This window comes from Streptomyces sp. NBC_00252, assembly GCF_036187565.1.
Classification (GTDB): Bacteria; Actinomycetota; Actinomycetes; order Streptomycetales; family Streptomycetaceae; genus Streptomyces.
Map to the genome: position 1 here is coordinate 9,913,797 of NZ_CP108087.1, position 24,432 is coordinate 9,938,228.

Consider the following 24,432-nt stretch of genomic DNA (forward strand, 5'->3'; position numbering starts at 1 on the left):
CGGTGACGGGTCCTTCGGTGGTGGGGGGACAGGGCGCGGGTGCGGAGAGGTGGTGCTCGCGGACCGGACGCGTGGTCAGCCGTCCGACGCGGGGAGGATGGTGAGCACCAGTCGGGACGGGCTCGGGGGGCCGGTGCGCAGGGTCTGCGTGCCCGCCTTCGCGGTGACCGTCGTCCAGGGGTTCTCGTCGGTGCCCGAACACGGCAGGAACATCGGATAGTCACTGGACGCCAGCAGCAGACCGACGCGATGGCCCGCGCGCAGGCGGTATCCGGTGTGGCCGCAGTCGACGGGGATCTCACGCGGGGCGCGGTCTGCGCGGACGGACACCTGGCCGCGCGCCATCACGCGGGCCGTTCCGTCCGGGGCGAGGTCGACGACCTTGGCGTGCAGGTCGAACACCTCGGCGGTGCTGGTGACATGCAGATGCAGGGAGAGGGGACCGGCCAGGTCCAGGGGTTCCGTCAGCACGGGCCCGCTGAAGGCGAGCACGTCGTCGCGCTCGGCCAGGGGACCGGCGTCCGGGTGGGTGCGCAGCTGGGAGAACGAATTCGCCACCAGTGACGGGACCAGCGACTCCGGGTCGTGAGTCCAGCTCGCGCTCTGCTCCCCGGAGGCGGCCTCCTCGCGGAGCGCGCCGCCGGGCAGGGCCGAGGCGCCGGCCGCCTCCGAGTTGCTCAGCCACAGCACGTGCGGGCGGCTCCGCGATGGGGGCCAGCTCTGCGCCGTACGGCGGCCCGCGTGACCCAGTTCCCAGGACACCCGGGGGATCGACGACACCGGCCGGCTGCCCTTGAGGAACACGTCGAAGAAGTCCAGCGCGGGACCCGCGTACCCGGGCAGCATCCGGTCCAGCGCCTCGTCGCTGACGGCGTGGTCGGTGGCGTCGGTGACCGGGGCGAGGTCCAGGTGGTAGTTCTCGTGGTCGACCGCGCCGGCCCACAGGTACTGGACGGCGTCCCAGCCGGGGCGGGTCGTCAGCTCCAGATAGTCCCGCATGTGGGGGACGAGGATGTTGTCGTACCAGCCCACGCAGTGCAGCACGGGCACCGGCCGGGCGTCGAAGGGATGGCGGCCCAGGGCGTGCAGCAGGTCGGTGAACCGGGGTGCGAGCAGGTCGAACCAGGCCGAGCGGGCCCCGATCGCCCGGAACGCGTCCTCGTACTGGTCGATGACGGGGCGCACCGAGCGGTCCGGCTCGAAGTCGTACACGCCGTTGTCCACCCAGTAGTGGGCGTAGTACTCGATGCCCTCCACCCAGACCGGGCTGCCGAGGCCACCGGACGGATCGCGCGGGTCCTGGACCGTGGAGTTGAAGTCGACGGTGGTCACCCGGGGCACGATCGCCCGCAGCGCGGGGTGCTCGGAGGCGACCGCGGCCCACTGGGTGAAGCCGTAGTAGGAGTCCCCAAACATGCCGACGGTGCCGTCGGACCAGTCCTGGTGGGTGATCCAGTCGATGGCGTCGTAGCCGTCGTCGGGTTCCCGGAGGAAGGGGAGGGTGTGCCCGCCGGAGCGGAACTTCCCGCGGACGTCCTGGACGACCAGGACGTAGCCGCGTGCGCTGAACAGCCGGGCGACCCGGTCGAAGAAGACGTACCGGCTGTTCTTGTCGTAGGGCAGCCGGACCAGCACCGCGGGCAGCGGACCGGGCTCGGGAGCGTCGGGCAGATAGACGTCGGTGGCCAGTCGGGTTCCGTCACGCATCCGCACGAGATGCTGGCGCGCGTGGCGAGGAACGGGTCCGGCCCCGGTTCGTTCGACGTGAACGGTCATCGGGTGTACTCCGGGAACAGGAAAGGTAACGGCGTCATGTAACGGCGTTGTATGACAACATTGCAGCACCATGTAAACGGGGTCAACCCACTGCGTTAAGGTTCGCCACATGCCGATCGAGGTAGACGAGGCACGCCGCCTGGACGAGATCGCCGCGGCCACCATCGAGGTCGCCCGCGAGCGGGGAGTGCGCTCGGTGACCATCCGGGCCGTCGCCGCCCAGCTCGGCGGTTCCACCGCGATGATCACGAACTATCTCTCCAGCCGGTCCGCCCTCATGCTCAACGCCCTGCGTCGCGCGGACGAGGAGTGGGGCCGCGAGATGAACGACGCCCTCGCCGGACTCTCCGGCGAGGCGCGGCTGGAGGCGGCCGTCCGCTGGATGTGCACCACCCAGGACGACGACGAGGTGCTGCGGCGCCTGCTGATGGAGATCGCCAGCGAAGGGCCGGGCGCGGTCCCGGAGATTGAGGCGGTCCGGCGCGACACCTCCCGCCGCAACCGCGACGAACTGCGCGCCCTGGCGGGGGAGGCCTCCCTGGCCGACCCCGCGCTGGCCGCCGACGTCCTGCACCTGCTGATGCGCGGATACTGGCTCACCACCCTGGAGGACCCGGCCGGCTGGCCCGACGAGCGGGGCGCCGACGCCGTGCTCGCGGTGGTGAGGCTGCTGCGGGGCGGCGCGCCGGTCGTGGAACCGGCCCCGGAGGGGGAGGGCGGGTAACCCGCGCGGTGGGTTACGGGGTGTCGGTTCGGGTGGGCTCTTGAGCGGACCGGCGGCCGTACGAAGAGCAGGCCAAGGCGCGCGAGGGCGGGTGGCCGGCGCGGTGGGTCACGGGGTGTCGGTTCGGCCGGGCTCCTGAGTGGACCTGGCGGCTGTACGAAGAGCAAGCCAAGGCGCATGAGGGCGGGTGGCCGGCGCGGTGGGTCACGGGGTGTCGGTTCGGCCGGGCTCCTGAGCGAACCGGCGGCCGTGCGAAGAGCAGGCTAACTGTCTCTAACAAAAGTGGGTTGATCATGTGACTGTCGGCTTGATCGCTCGTTGGTGAGGGCATGGGGAAGCGTCAGTCGCGGCCGTGGATCGTGTCGGACGAACTGTGGTCGCTGATCGAGCCGTTACTGCCTGAGCCGCCGCCGAAGCAGGTCGAGGGGCGGCCACGAGTACCTGACCGTCAGGCCCTGTGCGGGATTCTGTTCGTCCTGCACACCGGGATCCAGTGGGAATACCTGCCGCAGGAGCTGGGCTTCGGTTCGGGGATGACGTGCTGGCGTCGGCTGGCGGCCTGGAACGAGGCCGGCGTGTGGAACCAGCTGCACCAGTTGCTGCTGAACAGGCTGCGGTCGAAGAACCAGCTGGACTGGTCGCGGGCGGTGATCGACTCCTCCCATGTCCGGGCCGCGCGCAGGGGCCCAAAAGCGGTCCCAGCCCGGTCGATCGCGCACGTCCGGGCAGCAAGCACCACATCATCACCGACGGCCAGGGCATCCCGCTCGCGGTCTCGCTGACCGGCGGCAACCGCAATGACGTCACCCAGCTGCTTCCGCTGCTGGACAAGATCCCGCCAGTGGCCGGAGTGGTCGGCCGGCCGCGCAGGCGGCCCGACATGCTCTTCGCGGACCGCGGCTACGACCACGACAAGTACCGCCGACTCCTGCGCCGGCGCAACATCCGGCCCGCGATCGCCGAGCGAGGCCAGCCGCACGGCACCGGCCTGGGCACCTTCCGCTGGGTCGTCGAGCGGACGATCTCCTGGCTGCACGGCTTCCGCCGGCTGCGCATCCGCTGGGAGCGACGCGACGACATCCATGAAGCCTTCCTCGGTCTCGCCGTCTGCCTGATCACTCACCGCCACGTTCAGAGGCTTTGTTAGGGCCAGTAAGGCACACAGGCGGGTGGCCAGCGCGGTAGGTCACGGGGTGCCGGTTCGGCCGGGCTCCTGCGCGGCCCCGGCGGCCGTGCGAACCCCGAACCCGCGAGGTCGGGGCTTGACATCCCGTGGTGTCCGGACGGAAGCTGGCCGCGAAATAAAACGACGTTGTATGACGAGGCGGTCCACGGGTCGCCCGGAACACACCCTGACGCGGCCACCGGCCCCGGCGTCGTTCCGCTCATCAGCCCCACGCCCTCGCCGCTGTCGTCCGCGCCGGCCGGGTCCGGGTTTCCCTCACCACGAAGAGGTGTCCATGGCCATCACCCGACCCACCGAACTGTGGCAGCTGACCGCCGTCGAACTCGCCTCGGCCGTGCGGGCCCGCGAAGTCTCCAGCGTCGACGTGGTGCGCTCCTGCCTCGACCGCGTCGACGAGACCAACCCCGTCTACAACGCGCTGGCCGATCTCCGCCCCGAAGAGGCCCTCACGGCCGCCCGCCAGGCCGACGAAGCCCTGGCCGCCGGCGAACCGGTGGGACCCCTGCACGGCATCCCCGTCTCCATCAAGATCAACACCGAACAGCGGGGATACGCCACCAGCAACGGCCTGCCCGCCCTCTCGCACCGGCTCGCCGAGACCGACGCCGCCTGCGTGACCGCGTTGCGCGAGGCCGGCGCGATCCCCATGGGCCGCAGCAACGCCCCCGCCTTCTCGCTGCGCTGGTTCACCGACAACGCGCTGCACGGCAGAACCCTCAACCCCCGCGACACCGCCCGCACCCCCGGCGGCTCCAGCGGCGGCGCCGCCGCCTCCCTCGCGGCGGGCATGACCCCGCTGGCCCAGGGCAACGACATCGGCGGCTCAATCCGGTTCCCCGCCGCCTGCTGCGGCGTGGTCGGGCTGCGCCCCACCGTCGGGCGGATCTCCGACTGGGCTCCGCCCGCCTACGCGGACACGCCCGCAGGCCCTGTCGCCCTCGACTTCCCGCCCACCGTGCACAGTTGCGCCGTGCAGGGCCCGCTCGCCCGCACGGTGGCGGACGTACGGATGCTGCTCGACGCGATGACCACGCCCGACCTCCGCGACCCCGCCGGCGTCCCCGCGATGCCGCACCGGCCGCGCCGCGAGGAGCCCGCGACCGTGGTGGTCGTACGCGGGATCGGCACCGTGAAGAACCACCCGGCCGTCGACCGTTCCCTGGACCGGGCCGCGGCCCACCTCGCGGACGCCGGCCACCGGGTCGAGGAACTCGACGACTTCCCCCTGCTCGCGGAAGCGAGCCGCCTGTGGTCGCTGCTCCTCACCGAGGACATGCGCTCCCTGCTGCCGACGGTGCGCGCACTCGGCGACGACACCATCAACACCGCCCTGGCCCACCACTTCGCCTCCGCGGCGGACCTGTGGGGAGAGACCCCGTCCCTCCAGACCTACATCGACGGCTGGGCACGCCGCGCCACCCTGATCACCCGCCTCCAGGAGTACCTCGGCAGCGACCGGCTCCTCCTGACCCCCACCTGCGCGGAACTCCCCTTCGAGCAGAACGCCGACATCGACGATCCAGCTCGGGCCAAAGAACTCTTCACGGCGATGTGGCCGATGACCGCCGTCCCCATCCTGGGCTTCCCGGCGGTGACCGTCCCGGCCTCCTACGACGACGGACTGCCCATCAGCGCGCAACTGATCGGTGGCCGCTTCGAGGAGGAACTGCTGCTGGACGCGGCGCAGTCGGTGGAGGAGCGAGCCGGGGTACCGGCGATGTGGGACTGAGGTGGCGGCCTTGGGACCGCGGGCCGTCGCCCTGAGACCGATGACAACGACCGCTGCCGCGCGCGAAGGTGTCCTCATGGCGCTGCGCTATCGCACCAACAACCCGGAGTTCGACTTCCCTCACTTCGCCGGGCTGCCGCCGGTCCGGTATGTGCTCGCGTCGACGCCCCGGTGCGGCAGCAACATGCTCGCCCGTGCTCTGTGGCACACCGGGGTGGCCGGCTTCGCCGAGGACTACTTCGCGGATGCCTTCGTGCTGGACTACTTCGAGCGGTGGGGGTTCGACTCCGACGATCCGCGAGAGCTGGCGGCGGGCTATGTGCGGCGGCTGATGACGTGCAGGACCAGCCCCAACGGTGTCTTCGGGCTGCGGATCCACGCGGGACACCTCGGGAGCCTGGAGGCGGACCCGTACGACATCCTCCAAGCACCCCGGTACATCTGGATCCAGCGCAGGGACCGGTTACGGCAGGCCGTGTCGTACACGATGGCCGAGCAGACCGGTGTCTGGATCCTGGACGGGACCTTCCTGCCGGAGGGGCGTACGCGTGCCGCTCCCCGGTACGGCTATGAGGAGATCCGCCGGCACCTGTGGATGCTCGACCGCGACGCGGCGGTCTGGGAGGAGTACTTCGTGCGGCACCGGGTCGTCCCGCACACCGTCGTCTACGAGGATCTTGTCGCCGACTACGAGGCAGGACTGCGCGGCTGTCTGGACTTCCTGGGCGTCGCCGCGCCCGCGTCGCTGCCGGCTCCCGGAATCAGGCGCCAGGCCGACGAGCTGACGGAACAGTGGGTCGAGAGGTTCCTACGGGATCGTCGTGCTGAGCGGCCAGCGTCTTAGTCGGTACGGCGTCCACCACATGTGACGCCCGGCGCGATGGACCAGGTTCTCGCGCAGGTGACGCTCCAGAACCCGCTCCGTCGATGCCGTCGCCACCACCGGGACGCCGTCCAGCAGCCGCTGGAAAGCCGTGCTGCGGGGGGCGTTGACGACCAGGCGGCGGAAGGAGCCCCAGCGGTGGTCGCGGATCTCCAGGAAGCCGGGACCGCGGCGGTAACCGCACTTCGCGATGTGGAACGAGCCGCGCCACGCGGTGACCACGCCCGCGTCGTTCTCCTCTCCTGTGGCGCCCCGGAGGACGGCTGCCGGAGGGTACAGATGGCTCAGCGCCCGCCACTGTGCCGGGTCGGCCATGCGCAGTGTCCAGTCCACCGCGATGCCGTGGCCCGTGAGCTCCCGGACGAGGAGGAGGACGGCGACCGCGGACGCGCCGTCCGGATCCGTGAGGTCCACCGGCTCGGGCACCCGGACGAACTGGACGCCCTCGGAGGCGAGTTGTCCGACGGCGTGCACCGGGTTGTCGGGCGGCCCGTCGAGGGTGCCGCAGTACATGCCCGGCAGGCGCATGGCCGCTGGGTCGCGGTCCTTCCACAGCGTCAGTTCCGTCGTCATCGGGTGTCTCCCTCGGCGCCGGTGGCCAGGGCGGGGACCAGCGACGTGTCGTCCCCGTGCAGTCCGGCGCCGTCGAGACGCAGCAGGTCTTGGTTGGCCACGGCGGGCGCGACGTGCACGTACTGCCCGCCCTCAGCGAAGACGAGGCCGAGGCGGAGCCAGTGGGCCAGCAGGGCGCCGACCTGTTCCTGCGTCACCTCTCCGGGCGACCCCTGCGGGTCCGCGCACCGCGCAGCGGACTTGCGCACCAGGGCCGGCAGGCTGTGCGGCGTGTCGAGCAGCCGGAACACCGTCACGTCGAGCGGGTCGGTGAGGTCGAGAAGCCGCCAGGAGAAGCCCGGCCGGGTGTCGACCAGGACGATGTGCGTGCCGAGGTCGCAGTGGGTCAGGCGGCTGCGCGGGTACGCCCGTGTCCAGTCGGCGACGGCCGTGCGCAGCCGGTCAAGACAGGCGCCGGCGATGCCCTGGTTCGGTGAGTCGAAGATGTACACCAGGTCGGCGAGCTCGTCCTGCGGCAGGTCGTAGATGTGCTGGTAGTGCGCGGCGGGTCGAAGGTCGCCGAAGCCCAGTTCCGGCCGGTCGAAGTAGGGGCTGAAGCGTTCGACCTTCAGGCGGGTGGAGCCGGCCGGCGGTCCGAGATGGTGCAGGGCGGGCAGCTGGCCGACGATTTCGTCGTAGTCCTGCTCGGTCTCCCCGGGGAAGCCGTGAAGGTAGTTCCAGCTGAGGTTGACGCCGACGGTCTCCGCGTCCCGCAGCAGCCGCACGTTCTGGCAGCCGGTCACCCCCTTGTCCATCAGCTTCAGCACGCGCGTGCTGAGGCTCTCCACGCCGGGCTGCACATAGCTGACTCCGGCCGCAAACAGCGTCGCCAGCTGCTCGCGCCGCAGGTTCGACTTGATCTCGTAGCACAGCCGCAGGTCGTACCCCGACTCCTGGAGAAGCGGGGCCATGGAGGTGAGGTAGGCCATGTCGAGGATGTTGTCGGTGACCCACACGTCGAGCACGCGGTGGCGCTCGACCAGGCCGAGGATCTCCTCCACGAAGCGCCGCGGGTCCTTGCTGCGGAACTCCATGAACGAACCGTTGAGACCGCAGAAAGTGCAGTGGTGCTTCTCGCCCCACCAGCAGCCGCGCGACGCCTCCACCACCAGTCGCGGCTCCACCCAGCCGCCCGCGGTGGACTGCGCGTGCCGCTCGAAGTAGTCGCCGTAGTCGGGCGTGACCAGTGCTCCCGGGGGCAGTGGGGCGGCATTCATGGGATGGGCCACGGACCGGCCCCGCGCATCGCGGCGGCACAGGCCGGGGATGGCGGCCAGGTCATCGGCGTCGCCGTCGCGGAGCGCGGCGAGGAGGCGGGGGAACGCGATCTCGCCCTCGCCGCGCACCACGAAGTCGACGTACTCGAAGTTGCGGTGCAGCGCGGCGCCCTGCGGGCCGTCGCAGTTCGCGCCGCCGAAGACGGTGGTGGTGCCGGGCGCCAGTTCCTTGACCACGCGGGCCGCGGCCAGGGCCGCCGCGTTCTGCGCGAACGTGGTGGTGAAGCCGACCACGTCCGGTGCGGTCGCGGCGATCTTGGCGGCGGTCTCCCGCACGAACAGCGGCGCGAGTTCGTGCAGTTCCCGCGCCTTGGCCAGCATGTGTGCCGGCATCTTCTCGCCGAAGTGTTCCGTGAACTCCGCCACCCGCCAACGGGGTTGGTTGTTGAGCGCGCCGGAGAAGATCCACTCGCTGTGTCCGGAGAAGTACGAGGTCGAGCAGAACTCGTACTCCTCGAAGCCGTATTCCGTACGGGCGGACACCCAGTCGGCGAAGTCGAGGTTGGCGTGCACCACTTCGACGTCCGCGGCGCCGTCGGGGAAGACGTCGAGGATGCGGCGTTTGAGGATGCCGAGGGCCAGGGCCGGCGCGTCCAGCGACGACCACGGCATGTCCACCAACACGATGTGCACGGCGCATCCTCTCCCCGTCACCACAGTCCGCGGTGGGCCAGCGCCCGCCGCGCGGTCTCGCGCCGTTCCGACGGCCCGGCCTCGAAGGCCTCCGCCACCCGCCCGGACACCACGCCGTGAGCGAGTCCTGCGGGCGTGGTGAAGTACGCGTAGTGCGCTTCGTCCGCGCCCTGGGCCTCCGCGGAGGGACGCCCACCGATGGTGGGTCCCCAAGTGGCCACGGAAGACGCCGCGTACGTACGCACGGCTGCGTGGCCGCGCTCGGTCGGGACGATCCCCTCCGCCTCGATCACGAACGACAGGGGCTGCTCGCACGTCAGCGCGGTGAACAGGGCGATCATCAGCTCGTGGGTCACGGTGTCGCGCAGCGCTCGTGCCTCGGCGCCCTCCAGCAGGTACGACGCGAACGCCTCCTCCGCCGACAACCCGGGGGCGGTGTAAGGGATCAGCCGGAACCGGGCGAAGTGCGGTGAGCCGAGGAAGCCGGTGAGCAGTTCGGACTCCGTGGCGCCGGTGTCCTGGAGCAGCCGCAGGCTGCGCGGGAACGTGGTCGCGAGGCTGCCGCCGCTGCCGGGCCGCCAGACCTGGGAGCGCAACCGGCGTGCGGTGGTGCCCAGTTCGGCCAGGTCGACGGAGGCCAGGCACTCCAGCTCGCCGGGATCCGCCGCCACGGCCTCGGCGCCCTCGTCGGCGAGCCGGGCCCGCAGGTCCGCGTCCAGCAGCAACCGCATGAGCAGGTCGGTCAGTCGCTCGCCGTCCAGCGACGCTCCCGGCTCCACCGCGGTCACTTCGCCTCCCCGCGCTGCCAGGCGCCGACCAGGTCCCGAAGCCGCGCGTAGTTCCGCCGGGACTTCTCCACCAACTGCCCGTCCTCGCGGTACATCGGGTCCTCGTAGGACACCCCGAGGAGGTTCGGGCAGCGCGGCAGCAGATACTCGGTGAGCTCCACCTGCTCGTCCAGCAGGACGCCGTGGTGCAGGTCGCGGAACTTGCCGCCCACGATCTGGCAGCCGGACAGGTGCAGTTCGCGGCACCGGGACAGGGGCAGGGCCTCGATGCCGTCGTACATGCTCTTTCCGGTACGTCCGCGCAGCCACTGGTAGCTGAGCAGATGGCCGACGTCGAGCGTCACCCGCACCTCGGCGTCCTCCGCCAGCCGGGCGAAGTACTCGAAGGCGTCCATGTGCCCGAGGACGAACGAGCCGCCCTCGGTGAAGCCGGGGAACTCGACGTGCAGCGGCGGTTCGAGCAGCCGGGCCGCCTCCGCCACGTTCCGGGTGGCGATCTCCAGGCCCGGCTCGGTCAGCGGCGGCGGCAGCGGATAGGGCATCGGTATGCCGCGCAGGCTCCAGATGCCCAGGTCCTCGACCACCCAGGAGAAGCCGTAGCGGGCGGCCAGTTCGTTGGTGAACTCGGCGGCGGGGCGGCGGTCGTAGCGCTCGGGCGTGCCCATGTTCAGCTCGGTCTGGTGGAAGGCGCGGGCCGACCCGGCGGGCACCGCCTCGAAGAAGCGGTCGTACGCGCGCACGTAGTCGGCCGGTCGTACACGGGCGCGTGAGCGCGGCTGGAACGCGAGGGCCGAGTACGCGAAGTCGCCGCCGTGGCGGTGCAGGAAGGCGCGGACCCGGTCGGTGATGTCTCCGCCGCCGTCGTCGCTCTCCACGAATCCGATGCCACGCCTGCCGAGGCGCCCGCCGCCCCACGGCATGTCCATCAGGACCCCCAGGCCCATCCGGTGCGGGGCTTGCGTGGCGGTGGCCGTGGGGGCGCCGCCGGGTGTGGTGCGCGGCGGTTGCGTCATGACGAGCTCCTGGCTGAGGCGGCCGGGCTTGCTGAACGTTCCGGGTCGGCCGCGCCCGCCCCCGCGTCGGCCAGGCGGGCCAGCAGCCGGCTGCCGCGCTCGGTGCGGGCCGTGAGCAGGCCGTCGGGGCGCTGCTCGACGTCGGCGCGGGGGAGTGCGTAGAACCGCTCCCGGACGAGGTCGGCGAGGGTGACGCGGTCCGCCGCGCGGTCGTCGGCGGACGGGGGCGCGACGCGTACCCACGTGTGCGGGCGCAGGGCCTCGACGCCGGGTCCGCGAGGGCCGGCCGAGGCGGGGTGCGAGGACGTCGAGGCGTGCGTACGGCCCGGTCTGACGGTGTGGAAGATCCGTACGAGCCGGTCCAGTGCCTCGGTGCGTGTCGGGCCGCCGCGGACGGACAGGGGGTGCCCGACCCGGCCGGCCAGGTAGCTCAGCTCCGGGTTGCCCGTGAGGCGGTCCGTGGTGTCGAGGGCGAGCCCGTACTCCTCCGGGCTGCCCACGAGCCGGCTGCCGGGCTCCGCGACCATCAGCTCCAGCGCGTCGATGCCGATGCGCCGCTCGTTGTCGACGAGGAAGCGCAGGGACGCCTCGAACTCGTCCGGCGTCTCGTCCAGCACCTGGCCCATCACGGAGAACCGGACGGTGATGCCCGCCGCGTCGAGATTGTCGAGGATCAGCTGGTAGTCGGCCGCGCGCACGCCCCGGTCCATCCGGTCCAGCAGGCGCTGCGAGACGCCCTCGTAGCCGACCGAGATCATCGCGCAGCCGACCGCGGCGAGATCGAGGCAGAACTGCGGGTCGGTCAGGATCGCCTCCAGTCGGCCGCGTACACCGAACCGGACCCGGACGCCGCGTGCGCGGGCCACGCGCATCGCCTTCAGGATCAGCCGCAGGTTGGTGTTCTCGTCCGCGACCGACACGTACCGGGTGCCCGTGGCGCGCACCACCGTTTCCACCGCGTCGGCGATCTGGGTCGCGGTGCCCTGCTGGTAACCGCCTTGCGGGAGGGCCCTGTTGCCGTACGAGCAGAACGCGCACCGCCCCCAGTAGCAGCCGACGCACGACACGATCGCCAGCTCCAGGGCGTCGTTGAGGTAGGAGCGGAACGGCAGTCCGGTGAAGTCGGGCGGTCCGAGGTCACGGAAGCGCAGGATCACCGGGGGCCCCGTGCGCGACTCGGCCCCGGAGGGTGACAGCCAGGTCATGCCGGGCACGGCGGTGACCGGCACCGTCCCGTCGAGCGCGTCCAGCCAGCGTTCGAGCGGTTCCTCCCCGGCGGTCGGGCACAGGGCGTCGACCGATTCCAGGACGCCGGGCAGCCGGGCGAGGCTGTCGTGGCGGAGCATCACCTGCTGACCGCCCAGACAGATCCGGGTGTCGGGTGCCAGCCGCCGCACCCAGGCGGCGATCAGCAGCGCGGGCGCGAGCTGGCTGAAGAACGCCACCGACAGGCCGACCACCCGGGGGCGATGCCGGCCGAGCAGCCCGCTCACCAGGCGGTGCAGCGATGCGACCGGTACGTCGGACGCGGCGGGCGGCCGGGCCGCGGCCCGGCGGACGGCATCGTCGAGCCGGTCGAGGTTCTCCCACGTCCGCACCAGGAAGGTGTCGCGGACCAGGAGTTCGAGAGCCAGGCCGGCGAGCCGGACCGCACGGTCGGCGCCCAGGTCGCCGGCCGGCTCCTTGTGCAGGACGTGGGCACGCAGGTCGCCGATGTGCGCGGCGAACACGTCGGCCACCGCTCGGCGGTACCAGTCGCTCACGGCCGTCCTGTCGTCGCCCGTGTCCTGGGCACGGACCGCGTCGTCCAGCAGGGCGGGACGGCGCAGCAGCTCGTGGAGCACGGCGATGTTCAGGTCGGCCTGGTGCACCCGCCGGCCCCGGCGGCGCAGGTGGCCGGTCAGGTAGGGCAGGCTCAGATACGGGAAGAACCGGGCCTCGGTCTGCGGCGGGAAGATCAACAGGGCGTCGGTGCGGGTACGGTCCGCCGGCGTGCTGGACGGCACGACCCACCTCCTCGTCCCACCGGGCTCGTCCGTCGGAGAGTTGCCTTGGCTCCCGCGCGTCCTACTCGGGGATGTCCTCGGTGCTCTCCGCCGCGATGTAGGTGTACGTGTGGTACGCCGCGCCGAGCTTCAGCTCGCTGGAGTCGATCACCTGGAGTTCTTCGAGCTCCCCGAATTCCTCGTCGGCGAGTTTCTCAGGAGATGCAGCAGTCATGGATGTCTCCCCTTCAGGAAGGTGATGGGAATGTGCTGCTTGCCGTGTGGGCGCTCACGCTAGCCACACCGCGCGCGCACCAACAGCCCATACGTCGTCGTTTGGGCGGGACGACATTCAGCCAGGTCAGCGACTCACGCACCCGCACCGGCACCGGGGTGGCGCAGCAGCCGTCCACATGACCATGGCTCGTAATCGCCCTCGCCACCGGGCGGTTCGGAAGGATGGCGGACAACACCGCTGTCCTGCTGGAGGGCCGTTTGTACCGCCATGTCGACGCGGCCGTGGTCCGGGCGGCGGTCCGGCCTCCCGGCCACCGGATGGTCTGGCCGGACCTGACGGGCCCGTCCGCGCACCAGGAGTCGTGGCGGGCGTGGCTTCAACTGGCCTGGCAGACGGCCGACTTCGCCGCCGCGGTCGAGTTCGCCAGCCCGGACCTGGCGAGACGGGTGCAGCGGATATGCGCCGGGGAGCCGGTGCCGGAACCAGCCGTGCGGCGCGCGGTGCTCTCGGTGCTGCGCTACCTGCTGCGTGCCCGCTCTCGTGCCACTCCGTTCGGCCTGTTCGCCGGTGTCCAGGCCGCCCGCACAGGGGCAACTCCCGTGCTGCGAGCGGGTAACGGGCACCGGACGGTCACCAGACCGGACGCGGTGTGGACGGCGGCGCTGGTCGACCGGTTGGAGGAACACCACGCGCTCCGGCCCCATGTGACGCTCCTCGCCTCCGGCCTCGCGTTCGAGCGCGACGGACGGCTGGTGATCGAGTACCGCCCCAGCGGCACGGCTGACGGTGTCCCCGCGCACGTCGGGATCCGCGCGACCCCGCCGGTCCGCATGGCCATGGACGGCGCACGGACACCGGTGCTGTGGGCAGTTCTCGCCGAAAAGCTCTCCGCCGACTTCCCGGCCGCCTCGCCCACTGGAATCGAGAACCTGCTCGCGAACCTCGTACGCCAGCGATTCCTCATCACCGGCCTGCGCCCCGCGGTCACGGCGTCCGACCCGATCGTCACCCTGCTCGGTGAGCTCCAGCAGCTGTCCGCGACCGACGTCACCGGACTGCGCGAGGTCGCGGCGGCCCTGGCACGACACGACGACGCGACCGCCACTCCAGAGGGCGCCCGCGCCGAACGCGCACAGGTGACCGCCGCCATGACACGGCTGTGTCCCGCCGTGAAACCCGCGCTCGCCCTCGACCTGCGGTTGGACTGGGACCTGGTGATCCCGGACGCGGTGGCCGAGGAAGTGGCGTCGGCCGCCGCGGTGCTCACGCGTCTGGCGCCACGGGCCGCGCTGAGTCCCGCGTGGATCGCCTGGCACGGCCGCTTCCTCGAGCGCTACGGCCCGGGAGCGGCGGTACCCGTCCTGGACGCCGTCGAGCAGCTCGGCTACCCCGCCGGCTACCTCGGAGCAGCAACCGCGCCGCCGGCTCCGATCCTGACCACCCGTGACAGCCGGCTGCTGAAGCTCGCGTACACCGCCGCGACGAGCCACCGACACGAGGTCCGGCTCGACGACGCCACGATCGACGAACTGGAGGTGGCGGGTCCCGACAGGCCCGTGCAGCCCAGCACCGAGGTGACCGTGCGGATCCACGCCGAGAGCCGATCGGCCCTGGAGCAAGGTGAGTTCACGCTGCATGTCGTGGGGGTGGCCCGTGCTGCCGGAACGTCCACCGGGCGCTTCCTCCATCTCCTCGACGACGCCGACCGCCGCCGGATGACCGACGTCTACGCCGGCCTGCCCGGCGTACAACAGGAGGCGCTGCTCGCGGAGATCGGTACCACTCCGCTGTACCTCCGCTCGGCGAACGTCGCGCACACCCCGCGGACCGCGGAGTGGGTGATCCCGCTGGGCGGCCACCACGACCCGGACGCGGGCCGGTTGCCCGTGACGGACCTCGCGGTGACCGCCGACGCCGACCAACTGCACCTGGTCTCGGTCTCCCGTCGCCGCCCGGTGCACACGATGCTGCTGAACGCCGTGGATCTGACCGAGCACACCCATCCGCTCGCGCGGTTCCTGATCGAGGCACCGGTGGCACTGACCGTCCCGTGCACCGGGTTCTCGTGGGGAGCGGCCGTGTCCGGCCTGCCGTTCCTCCCCGCACTCCGCCACGGGCGCACCGTGCTGTCCCCGGCCCGCTGGACACTCGGCCACGACGACCTCCCCGGCGCGCGCACGCCGTGGCCGCGGTGGGACGAGGCCATGGCCGCCTGGCGTCGCGAAGTGCGCCTGCCCGAGCACGTGTACCTGGGCGACGGCGACCGGCGTATGCACCTGGACCTGGCCCACCCCTCGCACCGGGTCCTGCTCCGAACCCACCTGGACCGCGACGGCAAGGCGCTGCTCCGCGCCGCACCGAGCCCCGGGGACCTGGGCTGGACCGGCGGCCGTGCCCACGAGATCGTCGTGCCCTTGGTCGCGGTGGACCGGACCCGCCCGCCGGTCCGTGGCACGGGCCACGTCGTCGGCCGGGAGCACGGTCGTCTCCCCGGCTGCGGCGACCTGCTCTCCGTCCGCTTGCACGGACACCGCGACCGGCAGGACGCAATCCTGACCCGTCATCTGCCGTGCCTGCTGCGGGAGTTGGGCGAGCCCCGCTGGTGGTTCGTCCGCCACCGCGACCCCGAGGACCACCTCCGTCTCCGGCTGACCTGCCCGCCCGGTTCGCTCGGCACCGCTGTCGGGCAGGTCGGCGAGTGGACCCGGCGACTTCGGCACGCGGGCCTGATCACCCACGCGAGCATGGACACCTACCATCCGCATACCGCCCGCCACGGCGGTCCGGCGGCGACGGAAGCGGCCGAGGACTACTTCGCCGCGGACTCGGCCGCCGTTCTCGCCCAGCTGACCGCGCTGGCCGGGCAAGGCGCTCCCGACGCCCGCGCGATGACCGCCGCGAGCATGGTGGACATCGCCGTCGGCCTGCTGGGCGACGACGCGAAGGCGATGCGCTGGCTGATCGGGCACACCCGGACGGACAGGAACGCTCCCTCCAGAGCGGTCTACGACGAGACCATCGCCCTGACGACGGCCTCCCTCACGTCCCGGGCGTCCGGTTCCCCTGCGCCGGACGCGCGCGTGGCAGCGAGCTGGACCGCGCGGCGCGCCACGCTGGCCGCCTACCGCACGGCGCTCCACGGCGCGGACGCGCCGCTCCCGCAGGAACTGCTGCCGGACCTGCTGCACTTCCACCACGTCCGCATGTGCGGGCCGGGGCTTCCCGAGGAGCGCGCACACCTGCACCTGGCCAGGGCGGCGGCACTGAGCTGGACGGCACGGACGAACTGACGTGTCCCGCACGGCCGGGCGGCGACGTCCACACCCGTCGCGGTGCGCGACGGTGCATCCGGAACCGGATGTGAACCGGTACGCCCCGGCCCGCGTCGAAGGGGCATGCTGGTGTGCGGACACGGAGGCCGGGAGGTGCCGGGATGCGGTGGTGTGCCGGAGTGTGGACGGTCGTCGGAGTCGCTGTCCTGGTGGCGTGCGGCACGTCGGCGGGACGGTCGCCGTCGTCCTCCTCGTCGGTGAGCCCGACCGGACGGAGCCCGTCCGCGGCGCCCTCCGGGACGTCCTCCGCGTCGCCGGTGAACTGTGCGTCCGGACGGGTCGAGGTCACCGTGAGCCCTGGTCACGCGGTCGTGCAGCGGCTGTGTGTGCGGCCGGGGACCGTGGTGTCCCTCGTCCTCGAACCCCGTGTCGACGACAAGAGGTGGCGTGCTGTGCGGAGTTCCGCACCGGTCTTCGCCGTGGTGTCCGGATGGAAGGCGAACACCGACGGTACGGCTCGTGCCTCGGTGCGCTGCGCGGGCACCCGCGGCGGTACCGCCAACATCACGGCGACCGCGAAGGCACCGGACCTGGCGGGCGCGCCGCGTGTCGTCTTCACCCTCGACCTGCGCGTGGTGCCGTACACGACGCAGGGGTGACCCCGGGCAACCCGGGACCACCCCTCCAACCGCCTCTGCCTCAGCGGAGTTTGCGCACGTCGATCGTGTAGATGCCGCGGCCGTGGGTGGCCGCGTACAGCGTCCGGCCGTCGGGGCCCAGCTTCAACTGGAGTACGGCGACGGCCGGGAGGTTCCCGACGCGCTCCCAGGCCGTACGGCCGGGCCCGCGGTAGACGACGCCGAGGTCGGTGGCGACGGCGAGGCCGCCGTTCGCTGTGACGACCGCGGAGTTCGTCGGCACGTCGGGGAGGTTCCTCGAGATGTCCTTCCAGGTGGTGCCGCCGTCGGTGGACTCGAAGACATGGCCGACGCCTGCGCCGGGGCCTTCGGTCCAGTGCCGCGAGAAGCCGTTGACCGCGAGGTAGACGTGGTCGGCGTTCTTCGGGTCCACGGCGAAGCCGGCGAGATAGCGGTTGGGTACGGTGCCGTCCGCGCCGCCGGGGAGGGCGATGTCGTGCCAGCCGGTGCCGTCCGCGTTGCCGACGGAGATGCCGCGGGCGAAGCCCTGGTTGTTGCAGGGGCCGCACCAGGCCGCGTACACCTTGCCGCCCGAGGCCGCGACGGCGGTCGCCGTACGGCCTTCCCCGAGGTCGTAGACGCTCTTCCACTCGTCGCCGCTGCGGATGGCGTATCCGTGGGTCTGCACCCACACGTGACGGCCGCCCGCGATCCAGGTCGAGCTGTTCTTCAGGTCGGCCGTGATCGGGGCGATGAAGCGGGCCTCACCGGTGGCGTTGTCGGCGGGAGCCACGTTGTACGACGTGACCTTGCTGGGGTCGTTGACCCAACTCCCGTCGTTCACCGCGCAGTTCTGGGTCACCTGAACGGCGAGGTAGACGTACTCCTGGGCGATGTCGCAGCCGTTGGCCGGGTCGGTGAGCGTGTCGCCGCCGTCGCCGCCGAAGTTGGAGCCCATGACCTTGTCGTTGCTGCGGAGGATGGACTGGCCGTTGTCCTGGAGGCCGCCGGTGACGGAGACGCCGCCGTACGTCAGGTCCTTGCCGACGCCCACCGAGTAGTACTGGAGGGTGTCGATGGTGCCGTCGTTGAGCGAGGTCCAGTCGGTGGCGTGTCCTGAGGCGTCCTGGGAGCCGTTGAGGGGGCGCTTGTAGGCGCCGCCGTCGTTGCCGACGTAGACGAAGCTCTTGCCGTGGTAGCGGCCGATCGCGACGCCGTGCTGGTCGGAGTGGGTGGTCTGGCTGCAGTCGCCGGTCTGCTTGGCGGGGTCGATGCTCCAGCAGGGGAAGCCGAAGTTCCAGTACGGGCCGACGGTCGACCAGGTGGAGCCGCCGTCCTTCGTCTCGTAGACCTCCTCCAGGCCCGCGTACACGTGCTCCGCGTTGGCCGGGTCGACGGTCAGGAACTGGTTGTACCAGGCCTGTACGCCCGGCATGTAGCCGCTGGAGGTGAGCGCCGAACCGTCCGCGGCCAGGCCCTTGTAGTCGGCGATCTTCGTCCAGGGGCCGGTCGGTGCACCGGACTTGGAGACGTAGATGCCCTCCAGAGCGCTGTCCGGGTTGGTGTTGAGCTGCTCGGGGGACTGGTCGATGGCGTAGTAGCGCGAGCCGTCGGCGGAGCGGGCGAAGGTGACGTTGCCGATGTCGTCCGGGTCGGCGGGCAGGTCGCCCAGGCCGCTCGTGATCCGGGTCCAGACGCCGTGCACCTTGGTGTAGAAGCCGTTGTAGTCGTCACCGCTGCGCCAGCCGACCGCGAGGACCACCTTGGAGGGGTCCTTCGGGTCGATCGCGATGTCGTTGGCGATGTTCTTGTACGCGGCCGAGTCGTCGTTCGCGAGTGAACCGCCCGGCAGATAGGCCGGGTTGGGCGCGAACTCCAGCTTCCAGGCGCCGCTGAGCCTCTTCGCGGAGTGGCTCCACACGCCCTCGCTGGTCGCGGCCCACACCTTGCCGCCGCCGAAGCGCAGCTCGTGGATGGTGGTGGATTCCAGTTCGTCGCCGCCGACCCGACTGCGGGAGGAGAACGTGCCGTGCCGGGGGTCCGACAGGACGTAGACGCCGCTGCCGAGATAGGCGTCCGCGTTGGTCGTCGCCTCGCCGGTGCCCAGCCACAGCCGCCCGGCGCCGTCCAGCGCGAGCGCGCCGGTGGACTGCGAGGACAGCTTGTCGCTGATGGGCTGCCAACGGCCGCCTCCGGTCCGGGACCGCCATACGCCGCCGCCCGCGCTGCCCGCGTAGACGTCCCCGTCGTCGTCGGCGGACATCGCGGCCATCCGGCCGGTCACATTGCCCGAACCGCCACTGGAGTTGGAGTCGTAGTCGCGGTAGCGCGGGTCGTCGGAGTTGTACGGCAGGTTCGTGATGTTGCGCCAACTGCCGCTGGTAGCGGGCAGCTTGGTCAGGCTCGTCCAGGCGGCGCCGTACGCGCCCGGTGCGACGATGCCGGGCGAGGTGCGGGCCTCGGCGTACTGGTCCGCACCCTCGGCTATCTCGTCGGCCTCATTGCCGTCGTCGTCATCGGCCTTGGCCTTCGGGCTGACGCCACCCACCGACTGCCCTCGTTCGGCGGCCAGTTGAGCAAGTGCGCGGACCCCGAAGGGGCTGCTGCCCGAGCCGGGCGCGGCGCCGGCGGGTATCGCCACCAGTGCGGCGGATGCGGTGATGGCGCAGATCGTGAACCAACGTCTCTTGCGGATCGGTACTGACACCAGGACCTCCCGAGCGGGCACGGATACAGCCGTCGGGGACGACCCGACCACCGGCGACAGGAGATGTCCGGCATTTGGACAGTCCTTGACCAGAACCTGTCACCAGACATGGCCGGAAGCCGACCGGCTCGTCCCGCCCTGGAGCCCTGGATCAGCGCGCCGCGGTCCGCGCGCGGGCGACGACCGGCAGCACACCGGCGAGAACCAGGGCGATGCCGCCGGAGAGCAGCAGCGGAACGTGCCCGTCGGCGCCCCAGGCGAGACCGGCCCACACCCCCGCGAGCAGGACCGCGGCACCGGTGGCGCCCTGGAAAAGGCCCTGTGCGGTGCCCTGTTGGTCGTCGGGGACGAGCGTCGAGATCCAGGCCTTGCCGACGCCGTCGGTACAGGCCGCGAAACCGCCGTAGAGCGGCAGCACCACGAACACCGCCCAGGGGCTGTGGATCAGGCCCAGGCCCAGATAGCCGATCGCGAAGAAGAGCAGGCCGGCGGCGAAGACCAGCGAGCGTGGCAGCCGGTCGGAGAGCGCGCCGGCGGGGTAGGACAGGGCGGCGTAGACGAGGTTGTAGACCGCGTAGACGCCCACCACCCCGGCCGTGGAGAGGCCCAGGTCGTGAGCCCGCAACAACAGCAGCGCGTCGGGGAAGTTGACCAGGTTGAAGGCCAGCAGGATCGCCAGTACACGCCAGTACGGGCGTGGGAGGGATCGCCATGGTGTCCGGACGGCCTTCCCCGCTGTGCCGTCGGCGTTCTCGGGTGAGCCGGAGTGGGGGCCGTCGGCCGACCTGGCGGCGTCATCGGCGTGCTTGCGGGAGCGGGGGTCGCGGACGGCGGCGACGAGCGCGGCCGACGCCACGGCGGGGATCACGGCGATCCAGAACAGCGGGCGCAGCCGATGGTCGAGCGCCTCGTACAGGACCAGCCCCACCAGCGGGCCGACCACCGCGCCTGCGGTGTCGGCGGCCCGGTGCAGACCGAACACCCTGCCGCGCTGCTCCTTCGGCACGCCCTCGACGAGCAGGGCGTCGCGAGGCGCACCGCGCATGCCCTCGCCGAGCCGGTCGGTGACGCGGGCCAGAAGCACCACGGGCCAGACGGTCGCCAGCGCGATCAGCAGCTTGCCCACCGCGGCCAGCCCGTATCCCGCACCGATCAGGGGGCGCCGGTCGAACCGGTCCGCGAGGCGCCCGGCGGCCACCTTGGTGATCGACGCCGCTCCCTCGGCCGCGCCCTCGATCGCCCCGACGGCGGCGGGCGGGGCGCCCAGCACCACGGTCAGGAAGATCGGCAGGATCGGGTAGAGGAGTTCGCTGGCCGCGTCCTGCAGGAAGGAGACCCCGCACAGCACCTTGACGTTGCGGGTCAGCCACGCGGGGCGGGGTCCCGTCGGACGCGGGGTGCTGCTGGGATCGGCCACGGATAAGGGATCTCCAGGGAGCGGGCGAACGCCGTGGGACGTCGGCCGGGGTGGCGGCTGTCGCGCCGCCCGCCACGGTAGCGGACACCGACGCGATCCCGGCCCCGAACTCCTCGAAGCTCGCCGCTCCGCTGTGCGCCGAGGCTGTCGCGGGTGCGTCGGTACCTTCACCGACATGCACGCCTGACGACCTTGCACGGCACAGCCCCGAAGGCCTTCGGGGCTCGGCGTCCCCCACGGGGCCCTGGACCGGCAGCCGGGCGAGGCCCCCGCTTTGGCCCGCTGCCCACGGACCTCGGCACAAAGTGTGCACCGGCCGGGTGGCGCCGGTGGATGTGCCCCGATTGGTGTGGCGGGCATGGCGAGCCGCGTGTTGTCTGGTGGGTGGCACATCGCGGTGTGCCGACAGTACGGCTGACGAGTTTTCTGGAGGAGCACACCATGACGCAGAAGATCTGGTTCATCACCGGTGCCTCACGCGGCTTCGGCCGGGAGTGGGCCATCGCCGCCCTCGAACGCGGTGACTCCGTGGCCGCGACCGCGCGCGACCTGTCCTCGCTGGACGACCTCCGGCAGAAGCACGGAGAACGCCTGCTGCCCCTGCGCCTCGACGTGACGGACCGGGAAGCCGACTTCGCCGCCGTGAAGCAGGCGCACGAGCGGTTCGGGCGCCTGGACGTGGTGGTCAACAACGCCGGCTACGGCCACTTCGGCCTGGTCGAGGAACTCACCGAGTCCGAAGCACGCGCGCAACTGGAGACCAACCTGTTCGGCGCCCTGTGGATCACCCAGGCGGCGCTGCCGTTCCTGCGTGAGCAGGGCAGCGGCCACATCCTCCAGGTCTCCTCCATCGGAGGCATCAGCGCCTTCCCGCTGGTGGGGATCTACCACGCGTCGAAGTGGGCGCTCGAAGGCATGAGCCAGGCGCTGGCCCAGGAAGTGGCGCCGTTCGGCATCAAGGTCACCCTCATCGAGCCCGGTGGATTCGCCACCGACTGGGCGGGCTCGTCGTCGAGCACGTCCGAACCGTTGCCCGCGTACGCCGACTTCCACAAGGAGGTGCAGGAGCAGCGCCGCAAGCGCATCGGTACGCCAGGCGATCCGACGGCCTCCGCCGCTGCCGTGCTGAAGATCGTCGACGCCGACGAGCCTCCGCTGCGCTGCTTCCTCGGCTCGGCGCCGTTGGGCATCGCCAAGGCCGACTACGAGCAGCGTCTCGCGGTGTGGGAGGAGTGGCAGCCGGTGGCTGAGCTGGCGCAGGGCTGAGCCCGGCCGGGGGACTGGGCGAACGGACTGAAGGCCGCGCGCCGACAACTGTCCGTACGTGATGAAGGGGCCGACCGGAGCGAATCCGGTCGGCCCTCCTCCGGGACCACGTCGACATGTCCGTCAGGGTCGCGTCGAGGTCCGACGGGACGATCTCCGAAGTCGACCTTGTGCATCGAGTCGATAGTCCGGGCCTGAGACCTCGGCGTCCAATGCCAGCTCTGTGGGTGCAGGTAGGGGTGTGCTGTAGCGGCCGACCACCGGCCTGGGGATCGAGCGCTGAGGGGTTGTCAGAGGCGGATTGTAGGGTCCCGCGTATGACTTCGATCACCGGCGGCGGAAGCCCGGACGAACGCGTGACGACCTACGCCGACATGCTCCCGAAGGCGAAGCCGGCTCAGGCCCGCAAGGCGCTGCGGGAGTTGGTGCAGGTGACCGACGGCGGTGCCGCGCTGCAGCTGGCGGCACGTTTCGCGCCGATCGCGGACCTCGCCGTGGAGACGCTGTTGCGGCTGTGGCCGACGGCCGCCGATCCGGACGGCTTCGCCGCGGCCCTCCTGGCGCCGGCCTTCCGTCAGGAGGGCCGTACGGAGCTGACATTGAAGCGCGTGACCTCGCTGTCGGGCCTGCGGCACCTCACCATGCTGCGCGCGCTGACGGTGGATCGCTGCAAGGAGATAACCGACCTCGCGGAACTCGGCGCGCTCACCGAGTTGCGTCACCTCGACCTGAACGGCTGTGCGGGAGTCGAGGACCTCAGCCCACTCAGCGGCCTCACCCAGCTCACCCGGCTGAGCCTGCACCGCTGCCGTCCGGTGTCCGACGTCAAGCCCCTGCTGCCCCTGAGCCGCCTGCGCCACCTCGACCTGAGCATGACCCGGGTCACCTCGGTGTCCGACTTCGCGGCCGCGTTCCCCCTTCTTGAACACCTGAACCTGCGCGGCTGTCGGTCCTTCGGATCTCCGGCGCAGTTGTCCGGTCTCACCCGCCTCACCCATCTGGATCTCGGCTGGACGGCCGTCCGCGACCTGACCGGCCTGACGAACGTGCCCGCGCTGGCCGTGCTACGCCTCGTCAGCTGCAAGCAGCTTCGCGACCTGACCGGCATCGCCGCGGCGGCGAACCTCTCCGAACTGGTCATCGAGGACTGCGCCCGTCTCCAGTCCGTCCGCGGTTTCGGCCACCACCCCCGTCTGACGACACTGGAGATCACGGGCTGTCCGGACCTCTCCGACCTGCTCGGACTCTCGGCGCTGACGCACATGACGGAGTTGCGGGTCGCGGGCAGCGAACGGCTGGCCTCCCTCGCGGGAGTCGGGGCTCTGCCCTCCCTGGAGAAGATCACCCTCGAGAACTGCCCCGCGCTCGCGGACTTCGCGTCCCTGGCCGACCTCACCACCCCGTTCCGGCTTCACCTGGACGGGCTGAGCCTGATCCGGGACCTCACCCCGTTCGCGTCCCTCCACGGCCTCCGTGGCCTCGGTCTCGACAACTGTCACGGCCTGCTGGACCTCACCGGCCTCGACTCCCATCACACGCTGGAGGAACTGTCCGTCAGCCATACCGACAGCCTGTGCAGCCCCGGTGACCTGGGCCGGTTGCCGGCTCTGCGGGAACTGGGGTTCAAGGGTCTTCCCTCGCTCACCGACCTCGGCCGCCTGGACGGCCTGACCGCGCTCACCAAGGTCGGTGTGTGGGACTGCCGTGCGCTCACGGACATCAGGGGGCTGGCCGGCACCCCGGTCGCCGACCTGACCCTGGAAAAGGTCACGAGGCTCGGCTCCCTCGGCATCCTGGAAGCCTGTCCTGAACTGCGCGCACTGAGCGTGGAACGGGCCCCGCAACTGATCGACCTCCCCGCTCTTCCCTCCCTGACCCGGCTCTACCTCTCCCGCCTGCCCTGGAAAGACCTTTCGCCCCTGGCCGGACTCAAGTCGCTCCAGTCCCTGCGGATGGGTTACCTGGACGAAGTGACGGACATCAGTACGCTGGCCGGACTGCCCGATCTCTCCGAGCTCCTCTTCGGCGGACACCACTCCCTCACCGAGCTGGGACCCCTGCTCGAACTGAAGTCGCTGCGACGGCTCAACAAGTCACTGCAGATGAACGGACAGATTCTGCAAGGCCGACGCGACCCCGTCCTGACCGAACTCGCGGCACGCGGGATCGCGATCGACCAGCGCTGACACGGACGCGAATGCAGGGGATGCGCGGTATTTCCGCACGCCGGTGGAGCAGCCACGCCGGGCGGCCCAGCCGATGGGTTCCCTGACCGGTCGGCGAACTCC

Annotated in this window: 17 protein-coding genes; 8 read left to right on the top strand and 9 right to left on the bottom strand. The window is 71.4% G+C overall.

Annotation, left to right across the window (positions count from 1 at the left end; all coding sequences use genetic code 11):
* Positions 1–75 precede the first annotated feature (75 nt).
* Positions 76–1,707, bottom strand: a complete 1,632-nt coding sequence (locus OHT77_RS44065; RefSeq protein WP_328834004.1) for a CocE/NonD family hydrolase — start codon at positions 1,705–1,707, stop codon at positions 76–78.
* A 178-nt stretch (positions 1,708–1,885) separates the two neighbouring features.
* Between OHT77_RS44065 and OHT77_RS44070 the strand changes: the two genes are divergently transcribed.
* The 4 genes from OHT77_RS44070 (at position 1,886) to OHT77_RS44085 (ending at position 6,259) form a co-directional block, all read left to right on the top strand.
* Complete coding sequence (locus OHT77_RS44070) at positions 1,886–2,500, top strand: TetR/AcrR family transcriptional regulator (protein ID WP_328834005.1); 615 nt, start codon at positions 1,886–1,888, stop codon at positions 2,498–2,500.
* 329 nt (positions 2,501–2,829) lie between these two features.
* Positions 2,830–3,647, top strand: a protein-coding gene (locus tag OHT77_RS44075; RefSeq protein ID WP_328826315.1) for an IS5 family transposase whose coding sequence is annotated in 2 segments (ribosomal slippage) — positions 2,830–3,181 and positions 3,181–3,647 — 819 coding nt in all. Because the reading frame shifts where the segments join, the coding sequence is not laid out codon by codon here.
* Positions 3,648–3,960: 313 nt separating this feature from the next.
* Positions 3,961–5,415, top strand: a complete 1,455-nt coding sequence (locus tag OHT77_RS44080) for an amidase (protein ID WP_328834007.1) — start codon at positions 3,961–3,963, stop codon at positions 5,413–5,415.
* 40 nt (positions 5,416–5,455) lie between these two features.
* Positions 5,456–6,259: a Stf0 family sulfotransferase gene (locus tag OHT77_RS44085; protein ID WP_328834008.1), complete on the top strand. Its 804-nt coding sequence runs from the start codon at positions 5,456–5,458 to the stop codon at positions 6,257–6,259.
* On the opposite strand, the gene OHT77_RS44090 is transcribed toward OHT77_RS44085, so the two are convergent.
* The 6 genes from OHT77_RS44090 to OHT77_RS44115 form a co-directional block, all read right to left on the bottom strand.
* Entirely contained in the window at positions 6,224–6,871 is a 648-nt protein-coding gene (locus OHT77_RS44090; RefSeq protein WP_328834009.1) for a DUF5825 family protein, read from the bottom strand. The two genes, OHT77_RS44085 and OHT77_RS44090, sit on opposite strands and share 36 nt — an antisense overlap.
* On the bottom strand, positions 6,868–8,820 hold the full coding sequence (locus OHT77_RS44095; RefSeq protein ID WP_328834010.1) for a RiPP maturation radical SAM C-methyltransferase: 1,953 nt from the start codon (positions 8,818–8,820) through the stop codon (positions 6,868–6,870). The genes OHT77_RS44090 and OHT77_RS44095 overlap by 4 nt, the downstream gene beginning before the upstream one ends.
* A gap of 17 nt (positions 8,821–8,837) precedes the next feature.
* A complete protein-coding gene (locus tag OHT77_RS44100; RefSeq protein ID WP_328834011.1) occupies positions 8,838–9,608 on the bottom strand; it encodes a hypothetical protein in 771 nt (256 codons plus the stop codon).
* Positions 9,605–10,621 (bottom strand): multinuclear nonheme iron-dependent oxidase, encoded by a 1,017-nt coding sequence (locus tag OHT77_RS44105; protein ID WP_328834012.1) that lies wholly within the window; start codon positions 10,619–10,621, stop codon positions 9,605–9,607. Before OHT77_RS44105 ends, OHT77_RS44100 begins: the two co-directional genes overlap by 4 nt.
* Positions 10,618–12,627 (bottom strand): B12-binding domain-containing radical SAM protein, encoded by a 2,010-nt coding sequence (locus tag OHT77_RS44110; RefSeq protein ID WP_328834013.1) that lies wholly within the window; start codon positions 12,625–12,627, stop codon positions 10,618–10,620. The genes OHT77_RS44105 and OHT77_RS44110 overlap by 4 nt, the downstream gene beginning before the upstream one ends.
* 61 nt (positions 12,628–12,688) lie before the next feature.
* Positions 12,689–12,841: a hypothetical protein gene (locus OHT77_RS44115; RefSeq protein ID WP_319203252.1), complete on the bottom strand. Its 153-nt coding sequence runs from the start codon at positions 12,839–12,841 to the stop codon at positions 12,689–12,691.
* Between the two features lie 224 nt (positions 12,842–13,065).
* Between OHT77_RS44115 and OHT77_RS44120 the strand changes: the two genes are divergently transcribed.
* Together OHT77_RS44120 and OHT77_RS44125 are read left to right on the top strand one after the other, a co-directional pair.
* The gene (locus OHT77_RS44120; protein WP_328834014.1) at positions 13,066–16,134 is read left to right on the top strand and encodes a lantibiotic dehydratase; all 3,069 of its coding nucleotides are present in this window, start codon (positions 13,066–13,068) and stop codon (positions 16,132–16,134) included.
* A 332-nt stretch (positions 16,135–16,466) separates the two neighbouring features.
* On the top strand, positions 16,467–16,775 hold the full coding sequence (locus tag OHT77_RS44125) for an acetyl-CoA synthetase (protein ID WP_328834015.1): 309 nt from the start codon (positions 16,467–16,469) through the stop codon (positions 16,773–16,775).
* 40 nt (positions 16,776–16,815) lie between these two features.
* Here OHT77_RS44125 and OHT77_RS44130 read toward each other — a convergent pair whose 3' ends face one another.
* Together OHT77_RS44130 and OHT77_RS44135 are read right to left on the bottom strand one after the other, a co-directional pair.
* Entirely contained in the window at positions 16,816–19,461 is a 2,646-nt protein-coding gene (locus OHT77_RS44130) for a glycosyl hydrolase (RefSeq protein WP_328834016.1), read from the bottom strand.
* A 151-nt stretch (positions 19,462–19,612) separates the two neighbouring features.
* The gene (locus OHT77_RS44135) at positions 19,613–20,878 is read right to left on the bottom strand and encodes an MFS transporter (RefSeq protein WP_328834017.1); all 1,266 of its coding nucleotides are present in this window, start codon (positions 20,876–20,878) and stop codon (positions 19,613–19,615) included.
* 441 nt (positions 20,879–21,319) lie between these two features.
* Here OHT77_RS44135 and OHT77_RS44140 point away from each other — a divergent pair, with 441 nt between their 5' ends.
* On the top strand, positions 21,320–22,144 hold the full coding sequence (locus tag OHT77_RS44140) for an SDR family oxidoreductase (RefSeq protein ID WP_328834018.1): 825 nt from the start codon (positions 21,320–21,322) through the stop codon (positions 22,142–22,144).
* Positions 22,145–22,461: 317 nt separating this feature from the next.
* The gene (locus OHT77_RS44145; protein ID WP_328834019.1) at positions 22,462–24,330 is read left to right on the top strand and encodes a leucine-rich repeat domain-containing protein; all 1,869 of its coding nucleotides are present in this window, start codon (positions 22,462–22,464) and stop codon (positions 24,328–24,330) included.
* The last annotated feature ends 102 nt before the right edge of the window (positions 24,331–24,432 follow it).